The 15170-nt window shown below is 26.1% G+C and carries 12 protein-coding genes; 1 reads left to right on the forward strand and 11 read right to left on the reverse strand.

Annotated elements, in window-relative coordinates; all coding sequences use genetic code 11:
* Positions 1-2: 2 nt before the first annotated feature.
* The 7 genes from HF520_RS08620 to HF520_RS08650 form a co-directional block, all read right to left on the reverse strand.
* Positions 3-1013: a FecCD family ABC transporter permease gene (locus tag HF520_RS08620; protein ID WP_168573637.1), complete on the reverse strand. Its 1011-nt coding sequence runs from the start codon at positions 1011-1013 to the stop codon at positions 3-5.
* On the reverse strand, positions 1003-1908 hold the full coding sequence (locus HF520_RS08625) for an ABC transporter substrate-binding protein (protein WP_243155132.1): 906 nt from the start codon (positions 1906-1908) through the stop codon (positions 1003-1005). Before HF520_RS08625 ends, HF520_RS08620 begins: the two co-directional genes overlap by 11 nt.
* Before the next feature lie 189 nt (positions 1909-2097).
* Positions 2098-3540 carry an adenylosuccinate lyase gene (purB, locus tag HF520_RS08630; RefSeq protein ID WP_168573638.1) on the reverse strand — a complete coding sequence of 481 codons (1443 nt, stop codon included), beginning with the start codon at positions 3538-3540 and terminating at the stop codon, positions 2098-2100.
* Positions 3541-3753: 213 nt separating this feature from the next.
* Positions 3754-5097 carry an MATE family efflux transporter gene (locus HF520_RS08635; protein ID WP_168573639.1) on the reverse strand — a complete coding sequence of 448 codons (1344 nt, stop codon included), beginning with the start codon at positions 5095-5097 and terminating at the stop codon, positions 3754-3756.
* Positions 5098-5294: 197 nt separating this feature from the next.
* Positions 5295-6722 carry a YfcC family protein gene (locus HF520_RS08640; RefSeq protein WP_168573640.1) on the reverse strand — a complete coding sequence of 476 codons (1428 nt, stop codon included), beginning with the start codon at positions 6720-6722 and terminating at the stop codon, positions 5295-5297.
* Positions 6723-6998: 276 nt separating this feature from the next.
* Complete coding sequence (locus HF520_RS08645) at positions 6999-7391, reverse strand: arsenic metallochaperone ArsD family protein (RefSeq protein WP_168573641.1); 393 nt, start codon at positions 7389-7391, stop codon at positions 6999-7001.
* A gap of 366 nt (positions 7392-7757) precedes the next feature.
* A complete protein-coding gene (locus HF520_RS08650; RefSeq protein ID WP_168573642.1) occupies positions 7758-8666 on the reverse strand; it encodes a tyrosine-type recombinase/integrase in 909 nt (302 codons plus the stop codon).
* 116 nt (positions 8667-8782) lie between these two features.
* Between HF520_RS08650 and HF520_RS08655 the strand changes: the two genes are divergently transcribed.
* Positions 8783-9604, forward strand: coding sequence for an undecaprenyl-diphosphate phosphatase (locus tag HF520_RS08655; RefSeq protein ID WP_168573643.1), 822 nt, complete (start codon positions 8783-8785; stop codon positions 9602-9604).
* A gap of 59 nt (positions 9605-9663) precedes the next feature.
* Here HF520_RS08655 and HF520_RS08660 read toward each other — a convergent pair whose 3' ends face one another.
* The 4 genes from HF520_RS08660 to HF520_RS08675 all read right to left on the reverse strand — a co-directional run bounded on the left by HF520_RS08660 (position 9664) and on the right by HF520_RS08675 (position 14892).
* Positions 9664-11442 (reverse strand): UvrD-helicase domain-containing protein, encoded by a 1779-nt coding sequence (locus tag HF520_RS08660; protein WP_168573644.1) that lies wholly within the window; start codon positions 11440-11442, stop codon positions 9664-9666.
* A gap of 163 nt (positions 11443-11605) precedes the next feature.
* Positions 11606-11890, reverse strand: coding sequence for a hypothetical protein (locus HF520_RS08665; RefSeq protein WP_168573645.1), 285 nt, complete (start codon positions 11888-11890; stop codon positions 11606-11608).
* 113 nt (positions 11891-12003) lie between these two features.
* Positions 12004-13866, reverse strand: a complete 1863-nt coding sequence (locus tag HF520_RS08670; protein ID WP_168573646.1) for a hypothetical protein — start codon at positions 13864-13866, stop codon at positions 12004-12006.
* 267 nt (positions 13867-14133) lie between these two features.
* Positions 14134-14892 carry a MerR family transcriptional regulator gene (locus HF520_RS08675; protein ID WP_168573647.1) on the reverse strand — a complete coding sequence of 253 codons (759 nt, stop codon included), beginning with the start codon at positions 14890-14892 and terminating at the stop codon, positions 14134-14136.
* Positions 14893-15170 lie beyond the last annotated feature (278 nt).

The raw sequence follows: 15170 nt of genomic DNA on the forward strand, positions 1-15170 counted from the left end.
CTTTATTTTTTAAAATACACATATGCAAAGAATGGCGCCCCTATAAGTGCTGTTACTGCACCTACTGGTAATTCAGATGGTACAATTATAGTTCTAGCAATAATATCCGCTATGACCATTAAACATCCACCACAAATAAAGGACATTGGTATTACATACTTATGTTTCGAACCAAATATTCTCCTAACGAAATGAGGTGCTATTAAATCTATAAAGCCTATAGTTCCACTTAAAGATATTGCTCCTCCTGTAAGCATTGCACTATAAATGAATAATTTACTTTTAACTTTAGATGTTTCCACACCAACAGTTTTAGCATGTTCTTCTCCAAAAGTTATAATATCCATTTCTCTAATATACCTCATTATACCAAGCATACCTAATACTGCAAATGGTATAATAAGTTTCACATAACTCCAACCTTTCATAGAAAAGCTTCCCATTTGCCAAAGAGATATACTTTTTAAGTCTTCAGAAAATAGTGCCGTTAATGTAGTTAGTATAGCATTTACAAATAGAGAAAATACCATACCTGATAATATAACTGTATTATTCGACATAGTTTTATCTATTTTAGATGAAAATGCTAAAACTATATATACAGTTCCTAATCCAAATAAAAATCCTACTAGAGGTAGGGTAAAACTGCTTACAACAGGTACAGCTACCCCTGTAATTATTACTAATCCTGCTCCTAACGATGCTCCCGATGATACTCCCAATGTATAAGGAGATGCTAATTGATTTTTTAAGATTGATTGCACCACAGCTCCACTAGTTGCCAAGCATCCTCCAACAAAAAATGCTAATAGCACTCTAGGTAGTCTTAATTTCCATACTATACCTATATTTTTCGCCTCAATTCCTTCCATCAAAGGTATATTAAACACTTTATTTACTAATATTGATATAGTTTCTAATAAATTAATATTGGAACTTCCAATTGAAGTTCCAATACCTATAATGATAAGTGCTAGTAAAATACTTATTATTGCCTTTTTCTTATTTTCCATAGTACTCTGGATATACTGCCTTAGCTATTTCTTCTAAAGCTTTTATTGCATTTTGAGATGGACGTGACGATGCATTTTTATCAACTAAATATACTGCATTATTTTTTATTGCAGTTATATTTTCCCAAGCATCCCTAGATTTGATCTCTTCTGTTGGATTTTCCATATATGATGCATTTGTTATTATTACATCTGGATTTGCATTTATTACAGATTCTGCTGTTGGAGATATCCATCCCTCTTCATCTGAGAATATATTTTTAGCTCCTACAATTTCTATCATTTCATTTAAAAATGTAGCGTTTCCAAAACTGTAAAGATTAGGAGCAGGTGATATTTCAAAGTATACAGTTTTCTTTTCTTCTATTTTTTCACCTATAGCTTTTATTTCACTTACCTTACTCTTCATTTCATCTATTATTTCTTGACCTTTTTCTTCTTCATTTACAACTTCTGCTATAAATTCTATATCTTTATATATTCCTTCTATACTGTCACTACTTGGTATGTAAACTACTGGTATTCCAGCTTCACTTATTGCCTTGAATGGATCTTCTGCTGATCCTGTCTTATTATGTCCTGATGCTATAACTACATCTGGTTCTAAACCTATTATCGTTTCTGCATCTGGGTTTGAAAAGTCTATTTTAGTTATTTCGCTATTAATTCCTTCTATATCTAAAGAATATTTATCTATAGCTACTAATTTTTCTCCTAATCCTAATTCCATTATTACTTCAGTATTAGATGGAGCTGTTGATATTATTTTATCTATTTTTGTCGGTATATTTACCTCTGTTCCTTCTCTATCGGTAACAGTTCTATCTCCTTGAGAACTGCATCCAGAAAATATGAACATTGATAAAATCATAAATATCGATAATATTTTTTTCATTTTTTCCTCCTGTTACTTTATATATTTTTAAGTAAATATATTTTATAATATAATTATACTTAATACTGGTCAAATAATTGTGTCATAATTATGTCATTTTCATGTCATTTTTATGTCATTTTATATTTAAAAGTAAAAAAAGCAGTAATAAGAATTTATTATTACTGCCATTGTTTAAAAGCTTATATTTTATACATGTAAATCTACATTTATTCCTATACTATCTTTAAATGGATCTATTGCAGGATTTACAACTTCATTTACAAAGTCTACAACTTGTTCTGGCGCTCTTCCTACAAAATTTCTAGGATTTATTATAGATAATATTTCTTCTTTATCCATATTAAATGAATTACTTTCAATTATAAGATCTATAAGATTATTATCTTTCCCTTCATGCTTAACTCTATATGCTGCTTTCATAGATAACTCTCTTATAACTTCGTGTAATTCTTGTCTATCTCCTCCTCTTTTTACAGCTTCCATTAATATATTCTCTGTAGCCATAAAAGGAAGTTCTTCATTTATATGCTTATTTATCATATTTTCATAAACTACTAATCCATCTGTTACATTTATACCTATTTCAAGTATAGCATCCGCTGCCATAAATGCTTGAGGTATTGAAAGCCTTTTATTAGCCGAATCATCTAAACTTCTTTCTAACCATTGAGTTGCTTCCACTAATGCAGGGCTTAAACTTTCACTTATTATATATTTTGATAAAGAAGCTATTCTTTCACTTCTCATTGGATTTCTCTTATATGCCATAGCAGATGAACCTATTTGATTTTTTTCAAATGGTTCTTCTAATTCTTTTAAACTTTGTAATAATCTTATATCATTAGTCATTTTATGCATACTTTGAGCTATTCCACTTAGTATACTTATAACTTGATAATCTAATTTTCTAGTATATGTTTGCCCACTTACTGCATAAGAAGCTTTATATCCCATTTTTTTGCATATAAGTTTATCTAACGCTTTAACTTTATCATGATCTCCATCAAATAAACTTAAAAAACTTGCTTGAGTACCAGTAGTACCTTTAACTCCTCTAAGTTTCATATTTTCTATTCTAAAGTTTAAATCTTCTAAATCTATTATTAAATCTTGAGTCCATAATGTTGCTCTTTTTCCTACTGTTGTAAGCTGAGCTGCTTGGAAATGTGTAAATCCAAGAGTTGGAACATCTTTATACTTTAGTGAAAATTCTTTTAAGTTGTTTATTAAGTTTACTAATTTAACTCTTATAAGTTTTAAAGCTTCTGTCATTTGTATTACGTCTGTATTATCCCCAACATAAGCTGATGTAGCTCCTAAATGGATTATACCTTTAGCCTTGTCACATTGTAAACCATATGCTTTAACATGACTCATTACATCATGTCTAACTTCTTTTTCTATTTTTCTAGCTTCTTCAAAATTTATATTATCTGCGTTCGCTCTTAATTCCTCTAGTTGATCTTCAGTTATATTAAGTCCTAACTCTTTTTCTCCTTCTGCAAGAGCAACCCATAACTTTCTCCAAGTTGAAAATTTAAATTGTGGAGAAAATATATAACTCATATCTTTACTACAATATCTATCTGTTAGTGGATTTGTATATGTAGTATATTTCTTATCCATCATAATTATTAGCACCGTCCTTAAATCTTATTTTTACATTATAATTATACAAGATAATACGAACAATAACAACTTTTTTTAAGTTTTAGTTCATAATTATTCCTTGTCTAGCTATTTTTATACAAATTATTAAATTTAACTATATATTATTTTAAACAAAAAAGAGAATATCTATTAATACTATTATTTTAGATATTCTCTTAATATTTATAAATGTTATGCTGCAGCTTTATTAACTTCAATATTTGTTACTTTTTTAATTAGCTTTATAGCTAGTATAAAAGTCATTAACTCTGCAAAAGGTATAGTTAACCAAACACCCTTTATATTAATTATAAGTGGAAGAATACATATTCCTATTACAACAAAAATAATCCCTCTGCATGCTGCTATAATAATAGATTCTTTTGCTTTACCTATTGCAGTAAAGTACCCAGAGTAAACAATATTAAATCCATTAAAGAAAAATGCAGTAGCATATAACTTTGATCCACTAACAGCCATATCAAGAACTTCTTTGTTTCCACTCATAAACATACTAACTAAGTTCTTACCGAATAAAAATAATACTATAAATAGTATTATACCAATTATAAAAATTATCTTGTTAGCAAGTTTTAAAACATGACTTACTCTTTCATGCTTTTCATAACCATAATTATAGCTTATTATTGGTCCTATACCATCTGATATCCCAAACATAATTAAAGTTCCAAATTGCGATATATAATTTATACTTGTAAATGCTGCTATTCCTGCTTCACCAGCTATTTTCATAAATGCCATATTAAACACATAAGCAGTTGTAGCAATTGCAATAGCAGTTACTCCCTCTGATGATCCATTATATATTACTGGCCATATAGTTGACTTATCAAACTTTCCTTTAAATATGTTAACTACTGTATTTTTATTTAATAAAGGTACTATAACTATAATTAATGCTATAGAATAAGACATACCAGTTGCAATAGCTGCTCCTCTTATTCCTAGTTGTAGTTTTTTTATTAAAATGTAATTTAATGTTATATTAGTTATTACACTTAAAATGCTTCCTTTTAGATAAACCTCTGGTCTTTCTATAACTCTATCTACAAATCCAAACAAAAACATTAGTGACATTGGTATTGCAAATATTGCTATTGTTTTTATATATATAGCTACACTTTCTAGTAAAACCTCATTAGCTCCTAAAATTACTGCTAGATTTTTATTAAATATTATTCCGATAAATGTTATAACTCCTGAGGATATACACATAACTATTAAAGAAGTTTTAAATATATTTTGAGCTTCTTCATTCTTTCCTTCTCCTAATGTCCTTCCAACAAAGCTTAAACAACCTATACTAATTATCATACTAGTACCTATTATTAACTGTGTAAAAGGCTGAACTAAGTTTACACTTGCCATTGCATTAGAACCTACAAAGTTTCCTAAAAATATTCCATCTATAATATTTTGCATACCATTTATAACCATAGCCATTATCGCTGGTAATGAAAACTTAATAAATAATTTAGATATTTTTTCTGTTCCTAATATATTTTTATTTTCCATAAACTTAACTCCTTTCTTTAGTTTATACAAATAGATAGTATAAAGGCTCCAGTATATGGAGTGTCAATAGATTTTTTATTATTTGTTTTATTTCTAATTATTTTTTTTAAGTATTAATATAATTTCCTAAAACATAAAAAAGCTATTAACAATAATTCGTTAATAGCTTTTATTAAATGCTATAATTTTAACTTACCTTATAGTAACATCATTCCAACAGATAAGATGATTGTAGACGATACAAATATACATGCAATTATTTTAATAGAAAACTTTACCCATGTTCCGTAATCAACTTTTGATATTGCTAATCCTCCCATAATAACACCTGATGTTGGAGTTATTAAGTTAACTAAACCGCATCCTGCTCCAAGTATAGATATTATAAGTTCTGGAGCAAACCCTAGTGTATGGGCTAGAGCTCCGAATATTGGCATCGATACACTTGAAAGCCCTGATGTTGAAGGTATTAAGAAAGATAAACCAATATATATTAAGAAAGAAACATTTGTAAATAATATAGGTGACATTCCACGTAATGATGATGATGCATTGTTTAAAACAAAAGCATCTAATCCTGTATTCGACATTATAACAGAAACACCTCTTGATATTCCTATTATAAATGCTACCCCTACCATATCAGCTGCACCTTCTATTATATAAGATACTATTTCTTTTTCTTTAAATCCATAAACAATTCCTATAATTATAGACATTAATACAAACCACATAGCAAGTTCAGAAAACCACCAATTTCCAAATGATGCACCTGTTAAAAAGTCTGTATTTTTAAACATAGTTATTCCAAATCTCTCCCAAGGTATAACTCCAAGAGCCATAACTATAAAAGATATAGCAAATAAACTAAGTACTATTTTTCTTTTTGTTGTAAATTCTAAAGTCTCTTCTTTTCCATTTAAAAATTTCTCTTTAGCATTATTATATTCGTCTTCTGATAATAGCGAGTTTTCTTTGTTCTGCTTTACCTTTTTTGCATATCTCATTACAAAATATATTGATATTGAAAGTGATGATAACCACAAAGCTACTCCTATTCCCATAACAGTAGCTTGATTTGCGCTAACACCAACACTCTTTAAAGAATCTATACTTGTAGCCACTACGAATGGATTTACAGTGGATCCTAAAACACCACATCCTGCTCCAAGTAATATAGTTGCTACAGCTGTAAGCGAATCAAATCCAGCTGCCATCATTGTAGCTGTCACAAGTGCATAAAATGCTAGTGTTTCTTCAGCCATACCAAAACTTGTACCACCTAATGATAATATAAACATTAGTATAGGTATTAGTAAAAGTTCTTTTCCATTAAGTTTTTTAACTATTGATCCAATTCCTGCATCAAGAGCACCTGTTTTATTTATAATATTTAAAAATCCACCCATTAGCATTACATATAAGCATATATCAATAGCATCTTTTAATCCGTTCATTGGAGCCATAACAACATCTGCTAATGAAGCAGGCTTAGCTCCTGATACAATATGACTTATAATCGCTATTATTACTATAATTGAAAGCAATATGGTGTATGCTGTAGGTAGCTTAAATTTTTTCTTTTTTTTAACTTTATCATTAGTCTTTTCTAATGTATATTGCATGATATTCTCCTTATTCTTCTTATTTTTAAGGCTATTTAATATTTATATCATAATTTTATATTTTTTTAAATGGTACTTTCGTTAAATTTGTTTATTATTTTCCATTTTTATATTTTTATTAACAATATTTTTTGTTTTTATAATCTATATATAAATAAAGTACGAAAATTTCCTTTATAAAAGTCAATAAAAATGGCCATATTTGATATGGCCATTTCTATTAATAATATATACTCTATTCATTTAATTACTTAAAATTATTTTAATAAACTTTAGTTAAATACATTTAATTTTTTCTATATTATCTTTTATACATTCTTTTAGTTCTCTCAATGTTGGGTACTTTCCTGATGCTAATACTTCTCCATTTACTAAAACTATAGGTAAATTTGCTTTACTTATTAAATCATTGTATTCTTCATTTAGATTAGTTAATGATGAAATGGACCTATTTATAGAACTATATTCTTTTATATCTTTATTTATATTCATCAGTGAACTTATATTTTTTGACTTTAATGATACTTCATATCTTGATACTTCTAAGCTTTTAAATTCATTTTTTAAAATTGTTAAATCATTTCTAATTCTTAATGATTCTTCATCTAATTTAGAACTTACTAAACCGTTTATACCATACATATTTTTCTCATATATTTCTATTTTCATATTTTTCCCTCCTAATTTTATATTTACCCTATTTAAAATCTCTATATTATCTTCATTATTCACTTAAAATTTCAACTTATTTATTGTGATATTTTTTATATACCCCATGCTTAGTTTACTAACCATATACTCATGTATATAAATTTATTTCTTTATAATTATTAGTTAATATGCATACATCTTTAATTATCTAAGTCTTGTATAGAGATTATAAGGTCTGTTAGGAGGATTTTATACTACTATATTGTAAGTGCGAGAATAGTACGAGTAATTAGTCTAAATATTTTTATATAAACTTGTCTCAAAATTCATATAAAAATATTTAGACTTTGAGACAATGGTGTTCCTAATCTAAATTATTATTAACTATTTATTATTAATACTTAAATGATCATTACTCATTAAATAATCTACACTTTCACTATCAACAAAATTTAAAACATACTTATATCTAATTGCATAGTATTTATCACTCCAACCTAGCTGATTTTTAATATCTTCCTCATTTGCTCCAAGTCTTAAGCTTATAGCTGCAAATGAATGCCTAAAATCTTTTGCAGAATACTGTGGTAATCCAGCTAAATCTAGAGCCTTTTTTACTATTAATCTTACATTTCTATCTGTTATAGAGTTGCTTTTTTGAGTAGTGAATACAAATTCATCACTTGGCAGTATCAATTCTGGAAGTCCTGAATAATCTCTATAATCTTCAATTAATTTAAAGCAATATGGATGAAGTTTAACTACTCTTTCCTTTTTACCTTTACCTAGTCTCACATATGTATTATTTTTATCATCCATCATCAAATCTTTCCATTTTAAATTTACAAGTTCATTAAGCAAACATCCAGTTGTCGCTAAGAATATCATTATAACTCTATCTCTTATATTTAATTTAGGAAGTATTTCAACAAGTTGATTTATCTCTTGAACGCTAAGTACATCTTCTTTAGTTTTAATTCTACTTACCTCAGGTTTTTTTACATATGTAAAAGGGTTTATTTCTATATATTCTTTTTTATTCATAAAATTATAAAAACTATGTAAATAACTATAGATCTTTTCACAGGTTGATTTTGCATATCTATCTTTTATATATTCTATAAATTCATTACAATCATATTTGGTTACTTCTAATAAATCTTTTTCTTTTAAGTAAACTTTCATAAGTATTATTTTTGATAAATAGTCATGCTTTGTACTTGGATTTAATTTTTGTGCAAATTGATTAAATATTTCAAATTCATTTTCATTTAAAACATTAGTATTTTCCATAACTTCTCCTTTATTAGTTTCTTATAATAAATATAACATTTTTTCTTTTTACTTGAATATATTTCTTATTGTTGATATACTTTTATTTAGTATTTTTTATTTGGAGGTAGTACAATATGCTTGATATTTTAAAGGTCATTGTCATAGGTATTGTCCAAGGTATAACTGAATGGTTACCAGTAAGTAGCACAGGTCATATGATATTAGTTAATCAATTCCTTAAACTAAATCAAACGCCTGAATTTTTTAATACTTTCTTAGTTGTAATTCAATTTGGTTCAATACTTGCCGTACTTTTGATATTCTTTAAGAAATTAAACCCATTTGATTCATCTAAAACTAAGGTTCAAAAAAATGAAACTTTAAGTTTATGGGCAAAGGTTATAATTGCCATAATCCCATCTGGTTTAATTGGGGTATTATTTGAAGATAAAATAGATGCTTTATTCTTCAACTCAACTACAGTTGCTATAGCTCTTATAGTATACGGTGTTATAATGATAATGCTAGAAAATAGAAATAAACAACCTAAGGTTTCTAGCTTTAATCAACTTACATATAAACTAGCTTTAGGTATAGGTCTATTCCAATGTCTAGCTCTTATACCGGGTACATCTAGATCTGGATCTACTATAATAGGTGCTGTTCTTCTTGGTACATCTAGATATGTTGCTACTGAGTTTTCATTCTTCTTAGCAGTTCCTACTATGCTTGGTGCAAGTGCACTTAAGCTTTTAAAAGTTGGATTTGCTTTTAATGGATTCGAATGGCTATTATTAGGTATTGGATGCTTTGTTGCATTTATAGTTTCTGTGTTCGCAATCAAATTCTTACTAGATTACATTAAGAAACATGACTTCAAAGTATTTGGATATTATAGAATTATTCTTGGTGCAATAGTACTTGCATACTTCTACTTCTCAGGTGCATCAATATAAATATTTAAAAATAGAAACTTATGCCTAACTAAGCACAAGTTTCTTTTTTAATGTTTTATTTATTGTGAATCTATTAGGAGTTTTATTAAATCACTACCATCTTCATTTAAAGTCGTTATTATACTCAAATACTCAGTCGCTCTATTTATTGCTAAGTAAATTTTATTTAAATCTCCTACAAAGTCATTTATTTGATAATCTTGCTCTTTATCATTTATCGTTTGATTATAAAGCATCTCTAGTTCACAAAAGATAACTGCCTTATATTCTAAATTTTTAATTGAGAATATATTTGATATTGTAACACCATTTTTAGGACTTAAATTCGTTAAAGTGTCTTCTGCATAAATATATTGTATATCTCTTTCTTCTAAAGCTTTTCTTATTAAATATTGGAAATAAATTGTTTTCCCATTTTTTAATTTTTTCTTATTATATGGATAAACAATTGCTATATCTGAATACTTTAATCCTTTTTGCTTAGTAAAATACTCAATTTCCCATAATACCGCGCTCAATTGTTCATCTAAATCACTTACCTTAACTATATCTACCGCTTTACCTTCTTTTAAAATAGGCTTAGTTGTTGTAAATACATCTTTTGATAAATTAGGCCTTAGTAATTTTATATATTCATTAGAATTTTTAGCAAAACTATTTGTAAAATTTATTAGCTCTTTTGATTGCCTATAGTTCTTATTCAATACTATTTCTTTATCAAAATCTATATTTATAAAATATGATTTAAATATATTTAAATGATGTGAAATATTTAAACTTTCACAGTAAAATACATTAAATATGTATTTTGACTTATATAAGAATTCTCTTATAAAATCTATCTCATCAATTGAAAAACTTTCTGCTTCATCGATAAATATTCCTTTAAAAATAGTCTTAGTTTTTATTACATTTTTAGCTTGCTTTATTAAATTATTAAAAGCTTTTTCATAATCATTTTTTAGCATATTATAATCTACAACTAAATTGTATTTCTTAGCCAACTTAAATATAAATGAACTAAATGTATGTACTTCTAAGTTATTATTATCCTTATAAAGTACATTTAAATTTTCTATTAATTCATTTCGTAGTTGCTTTGTATAAGTAAATATTAAAAACTTATGATGTGGATACACTCTAGCTAATTTAATAGCTCTAGACAACATTATAGAAGTTTTTCCAGTACCTGAACCGCCTTTAAATAAAGTATTTCCATAGTCTATAGAAACTACTTTTTCTATTTGATCCTTTTCTAACATTGTAGCAGTGTATTTATATTCATCATTATAAAATAAAATCTTCTTAAAACTTTCATTTATATGCAGTCTATTATTTAGCAAATAATATTCTGGACATATATCTAAGAGTAGTAAATTTAATTCTATCTCATTATTTTCTTTTCTTAGGTACTCATTAATTAAATTATTATTTTCTTTTATTTCTTCTAACTTAGTCTTATCTATTATATGATTATTTACAAATTCATCTAACCCAAAAGTATCTTCAATTTCTACATAAGGCATTATAAATACATAATTATAGCTTATATTCTTATTAAGCTGAGTCATTTTCATATGCATAGACTCATATTCTTCATTCATTACTTCTAATAGCTCTTCTTCTAAAATAAAGAATAAATCCTCTGTGGTATCCATGAATTTTATAAATAATATTTTATTATCTTCTATATAAAGTAAATCTGTATTAATCCCTTTAAAGGGAGTAATCTTTGGAACTGTATTAGTATTCTCTTTTATATTGTCATAGAAAATTTTTTCTATCTCTTTTAACTTTAATGCATCTAATTGAGAGTTAATATTTACGTATTGGCTCACATTTATTCCCCCTTTATTTTATAATAATTATATCATTTTAATCTAAAATTTGCCATAATCCATATTGATAAAATTAAGCTAAGTCAATTAATGATATTTATTGTTAAGACGCATTATTTCTTAATAAAAAAGGGGAAGTATAATCACCCTCCCCCCAATTGTATTATAGTTTGTAATTTTTTTCCACCCATACATTCATAGCTCTTCTTACTTCATTTTCTTTTACTTCATCAAACATTGTTTCGTCATTAGTTGTATAAGTTTGAACTAAGTTTTCTACATTTGGTGGATATGCTAAAAAATGTCCATCTTTATTTTCAAAACCAACACTCATTATATCGTATTGGTCGCCATTTTCATTTAATACGATTCCATATTCTACTTCTTTTTTTTGTCCATTATTTTTTACTAATTTTACATATTGATTTTTTGCTAATTTATTTAACATATAAAAGTCATCCCTTCTCTTAGTTTTTTATTATTATTGCCATTTAAAGCTCCTAATATAATATTTCCCTATTAATGACTTTTATATTAATCTGTAAAGAGAAAATAATATTTTTAGTCAATAAATCTTTCCCAATATACTTTATTGGACTTTTTTACAGATTCAAAATTATTTCTTATTATTTCACATAAGTATTTTGCCTTTTCATATATCAAAGGATAACTTAGTTCTTGAGGTTTTTCCTCGCTATCTGATAAGAGTATTTTAAATATTTCAGCTCTATCCTCTGCTGGAAAAGTTTTTGAATAAGTATTTATAAAACATACTTCATTTAAATCGTCATCAATTGTATATGAGTAACTTTCTTCATAATCTAAATAGGAATAGTTATAGTTTGAACCTTTTGATAAAAAAGAATACCACCCATCAAAATTATTAAAATCATATTGAGTAATTCTAGACTCTATGATATGCATAACTTCATGCTTTATGTTATCCTTTATATAATACATAGGTAGTTCTCCATCTAAAACTATACAATATTTCATAAGTTCATAATCATTATATGCATATCCTTCTGGATTACTTACTGCATATTCAATTGTTGGACTTAACTTTCCAGTTATGTATATATTAATTCCTGTTAAAGAGTTTTTATAAGTCTTAGAGCATAATTCTTTTATAAATCCTTTAGGCAATTTAGATAGTACTTCATCTATCGCCCTTAAACTTCCTATTATCTGCTCTTTATTTTTTAGGACTTCTCCTGTAAAGTCTGGAAAGTTTCCTATAGCTTCTTCTTCTATAAAAATTTCTATACCATATCTTTGACTTATCTCTTTGCAGTATCGTTCTATATTTTCATAAGGATTCTTTTGTTTTTCTATTGAGCTTAAATTTTTCATATCAACTATAAAAAACTTAGTATCTTCAACACCGAACTCTTCATATTCATTATCTTCACTTAATCCTATAATAGCCATTTCCTTATTATCTGAAAAATCGCCATAATTGTAGGTATATTGGTATCCACTTAAAATATCTCCTTTATAAAGTAATGAACCATCCTCTAAAGAATATATTCTAGAGATTTCCTTATCATCTATAGAGTTTTCTGGATATTCATGAGTCCACATTAAATTTTCATCAGCAAATATTATCATCTCACCATCATCATAATTATCCAGGGTTATTTCATCCTCATATTTATCATTACTATGAGAAAATATTTTTACTATATTGCTATATCCTCCCTGTATTAAAGTTACATCATCAAATATATACGGTAACATAGAATCATATTCTTTAGCATCATTAATTTTTTCTTTTGATATATCATATATTAAAGTTTGGTATTGTCCATTCTCATAATTAGAACATTGGATTAAAATATATTTATCTCCTATTAATCTACTCCACATTTCATTATAAGAATCAGACATATCTATTAACACTTTTTTCTTCCCATCAAATGTAGCATCGTATAAAACTGCATTTTCTACATAATAATAATTGCTTTTTGAATAGAATATATACTCCTTTAATTCTTCATATTCATTTGAATTTGTATTTTCATCAAAATATTTTATAAGCTTTGAATTTCCCTCTATAGATTCAAATAAAACAAAGTGATTTCTATCATAAAGAGCAAATGATTTATCTTCAAATTTTTTTATCTTAGGATAAAATTCTCCATCTATACTTCTATCATATAATAGTTCTCCCGTATTTATATTATAAGACCTATATCCAATCTTCTTCTTTATACTATTATTGTATGAAATTAAAATTGTAGATTCATCATAAAAATCAACATCACAAAAATTTACTCCCTTATCTTTAGATATATAATTTAGATCATATAACCTTTCAGAAATCATAGTTCCTGAAATTTTATTTTGATTTTTTGAACAAGATATAGTATATCCAAGAATTACACACAAAAAAATTAAAAGCGGCACAATCTTTTTTATCAAAACTCTCCCCCTTTCTATAAAATAATTTAATTATATTTCTCTAAAATTTTTCCAATATTGATATTTATATTTTTAGTCACTTATATAAATAATACTTTAATTATATAAATTAATAAAGTAATAATAGCTAATATAATTCCTATAATTGTAAAAAGTTAAAATTTTAGATATTACTTTTCATACATAAATAATAAAAGACTATATATTTTATATAAAAATATATAGTCTTTTTAATATAATAATTAGTACTATAATAGAATTTCAAGTTTATTTAGCATATTTTACTATACAATCATGTAGTACTTGTGCTGCTCCATGTCCAACTTTATCATTATAATATTTTGTAAATCTTTCATCATAAATATACATTTGTGCAAGACCTATATGGGCCTCCTTAGTATATGATGGCCATGTAAATCCTAGCCATTCTCTATGCTTTTCATACACATCCTTTGCAAATTCACTTTTTAAATCATTATTTTCTATAACCTTTTTCAAAGATAATAGCATTTCTTTTTCAATAGATACCATTTTCTTAAATTCTTCTTCGCTCAAATTTAAAAACTTTTTATTAGATTTCTCTATAGTTTCTTGTCCATATTTTTCTCTAATTTCTTTTCCATACTTCATTTCATTTTCATCTAATTTTTCTTTTTTAAATCCTTCAAATTTTTCTTTATTTGACATTTCAATTACTCCTTTTTTATATGATAATGTTTTTTCTACCGTAAATATTAAATTTTCTATTTGATTTTTTTTATTGATTAAGTATTTATAATGTTCTTCTAATGCCTCACAAATATCAAAATCAGGATCGTATATTATATGTGCAATATCTTCTAGCTTCATATCCATAGATTTATAAAATAATATTTGTTGAAGTAAATCTATTTCTGTTTCTCCATAAATTCTATATCCTGAAGAATTAATCCTACATGGTTTTAATAATCCAATTTCATCATAATATCTTAAAGTCCTTACACTTATTCCTGCAAGCTGTGCTAGACTTTTTATTGTATATTCCATTTAATCACCTCCTGATACATTTATAATAAAGGCTTACGTTGCGTTAATGTCAATAATCGTATTTATAAAGAAATATAATTTATTTAATATAAAAAATACAGTTTTTTAAGTTATTTTTGTAACAAAATGTATCAAAGTTTATGCTAAATCTTAATCTATTTTCATATATAATATATTTATATTAATAATATAATCACTAATCCTAATATAATAACATTTAAAATAATAAGGAGGTGAAATTATTGCTATAACTGATATTTAAGTTATTAGCAATTATA

Origin of the sequence: Romboutsia sp. CE17, assembly GCF_012317385.1 — a bacterium.
Classification (GTDB): Bacteria; Bacillota; Clostridia; order Peptostreptococcales; family Peptostreptococcaceae; genus Romboutsia_E.

Coding starts and splice junctions, on each gene's coding strand:
- HF520_RS08620 (WP_168573637.1), bottom strand. CDS start 1,013: ATGGAAAATAAGAAAAAGGCAATAATAAGTATTTTACTAGCACTTATC.
- HF520_RS08625 (WP_243155132.1), bottom strand. CDS start 1,908: ATGAAAAAAATATTATCGATATTTATGATTTTATCAATGTTCATATTT.
- purB (WP_168573638.1), bottom strand. CDS start 3,540: ATGATGGATAAGAAATATACTACATATACAAATCCACTAACAGATAGA.
- HF520_RS08635 (WP_168573639.1), bottom strand. CDS start 5,097: ATGGAAAATAAAAATATATTAGGAACAGAAAAAATATCTAAATTATTT.
- HF520_RS08640 (WP_168573640.1), bottom strand. CDS start 6,722: ATGCAATATACATTAGAAAAGACTAATGATAAAGTTAAAAAAAAGAAA.
- HF520_RS08645 (WP_168573641.1), bottom strand. CDS start 7,391: ATGAAAATAGAAATATATGAGAAAAATATGTATGGTATAAACGGTTTA.
- HF520_RS08650 (WP_168573642.1), bottom strand. CDS start 8,666: ATGGAAAATACTAATGTTTTAAATGAAAATGAATTTGAAATATTTAAT.
- HF520_RS08655 (WP_168573643.1), top strand. CDS start 8,783: ATGCTTGATATTTTAAAGGTCATTGTCATAGGTATTGTCCAAGGTATA.
- HF520_RS08665 (WP_168573645.1), bottom strand. CDS start 11,890: ATGTTAAATAAATTAGCAAAAAATCAATATGTAAAATTAGTAAAAAAT.
- HF520_RS08675 (WP_168573647.1), bottom strand. CDS start 14,892: ATGGAATATACAATAAAAAGTCTAGCACAGCTTGCAGGAATAAGTGTA.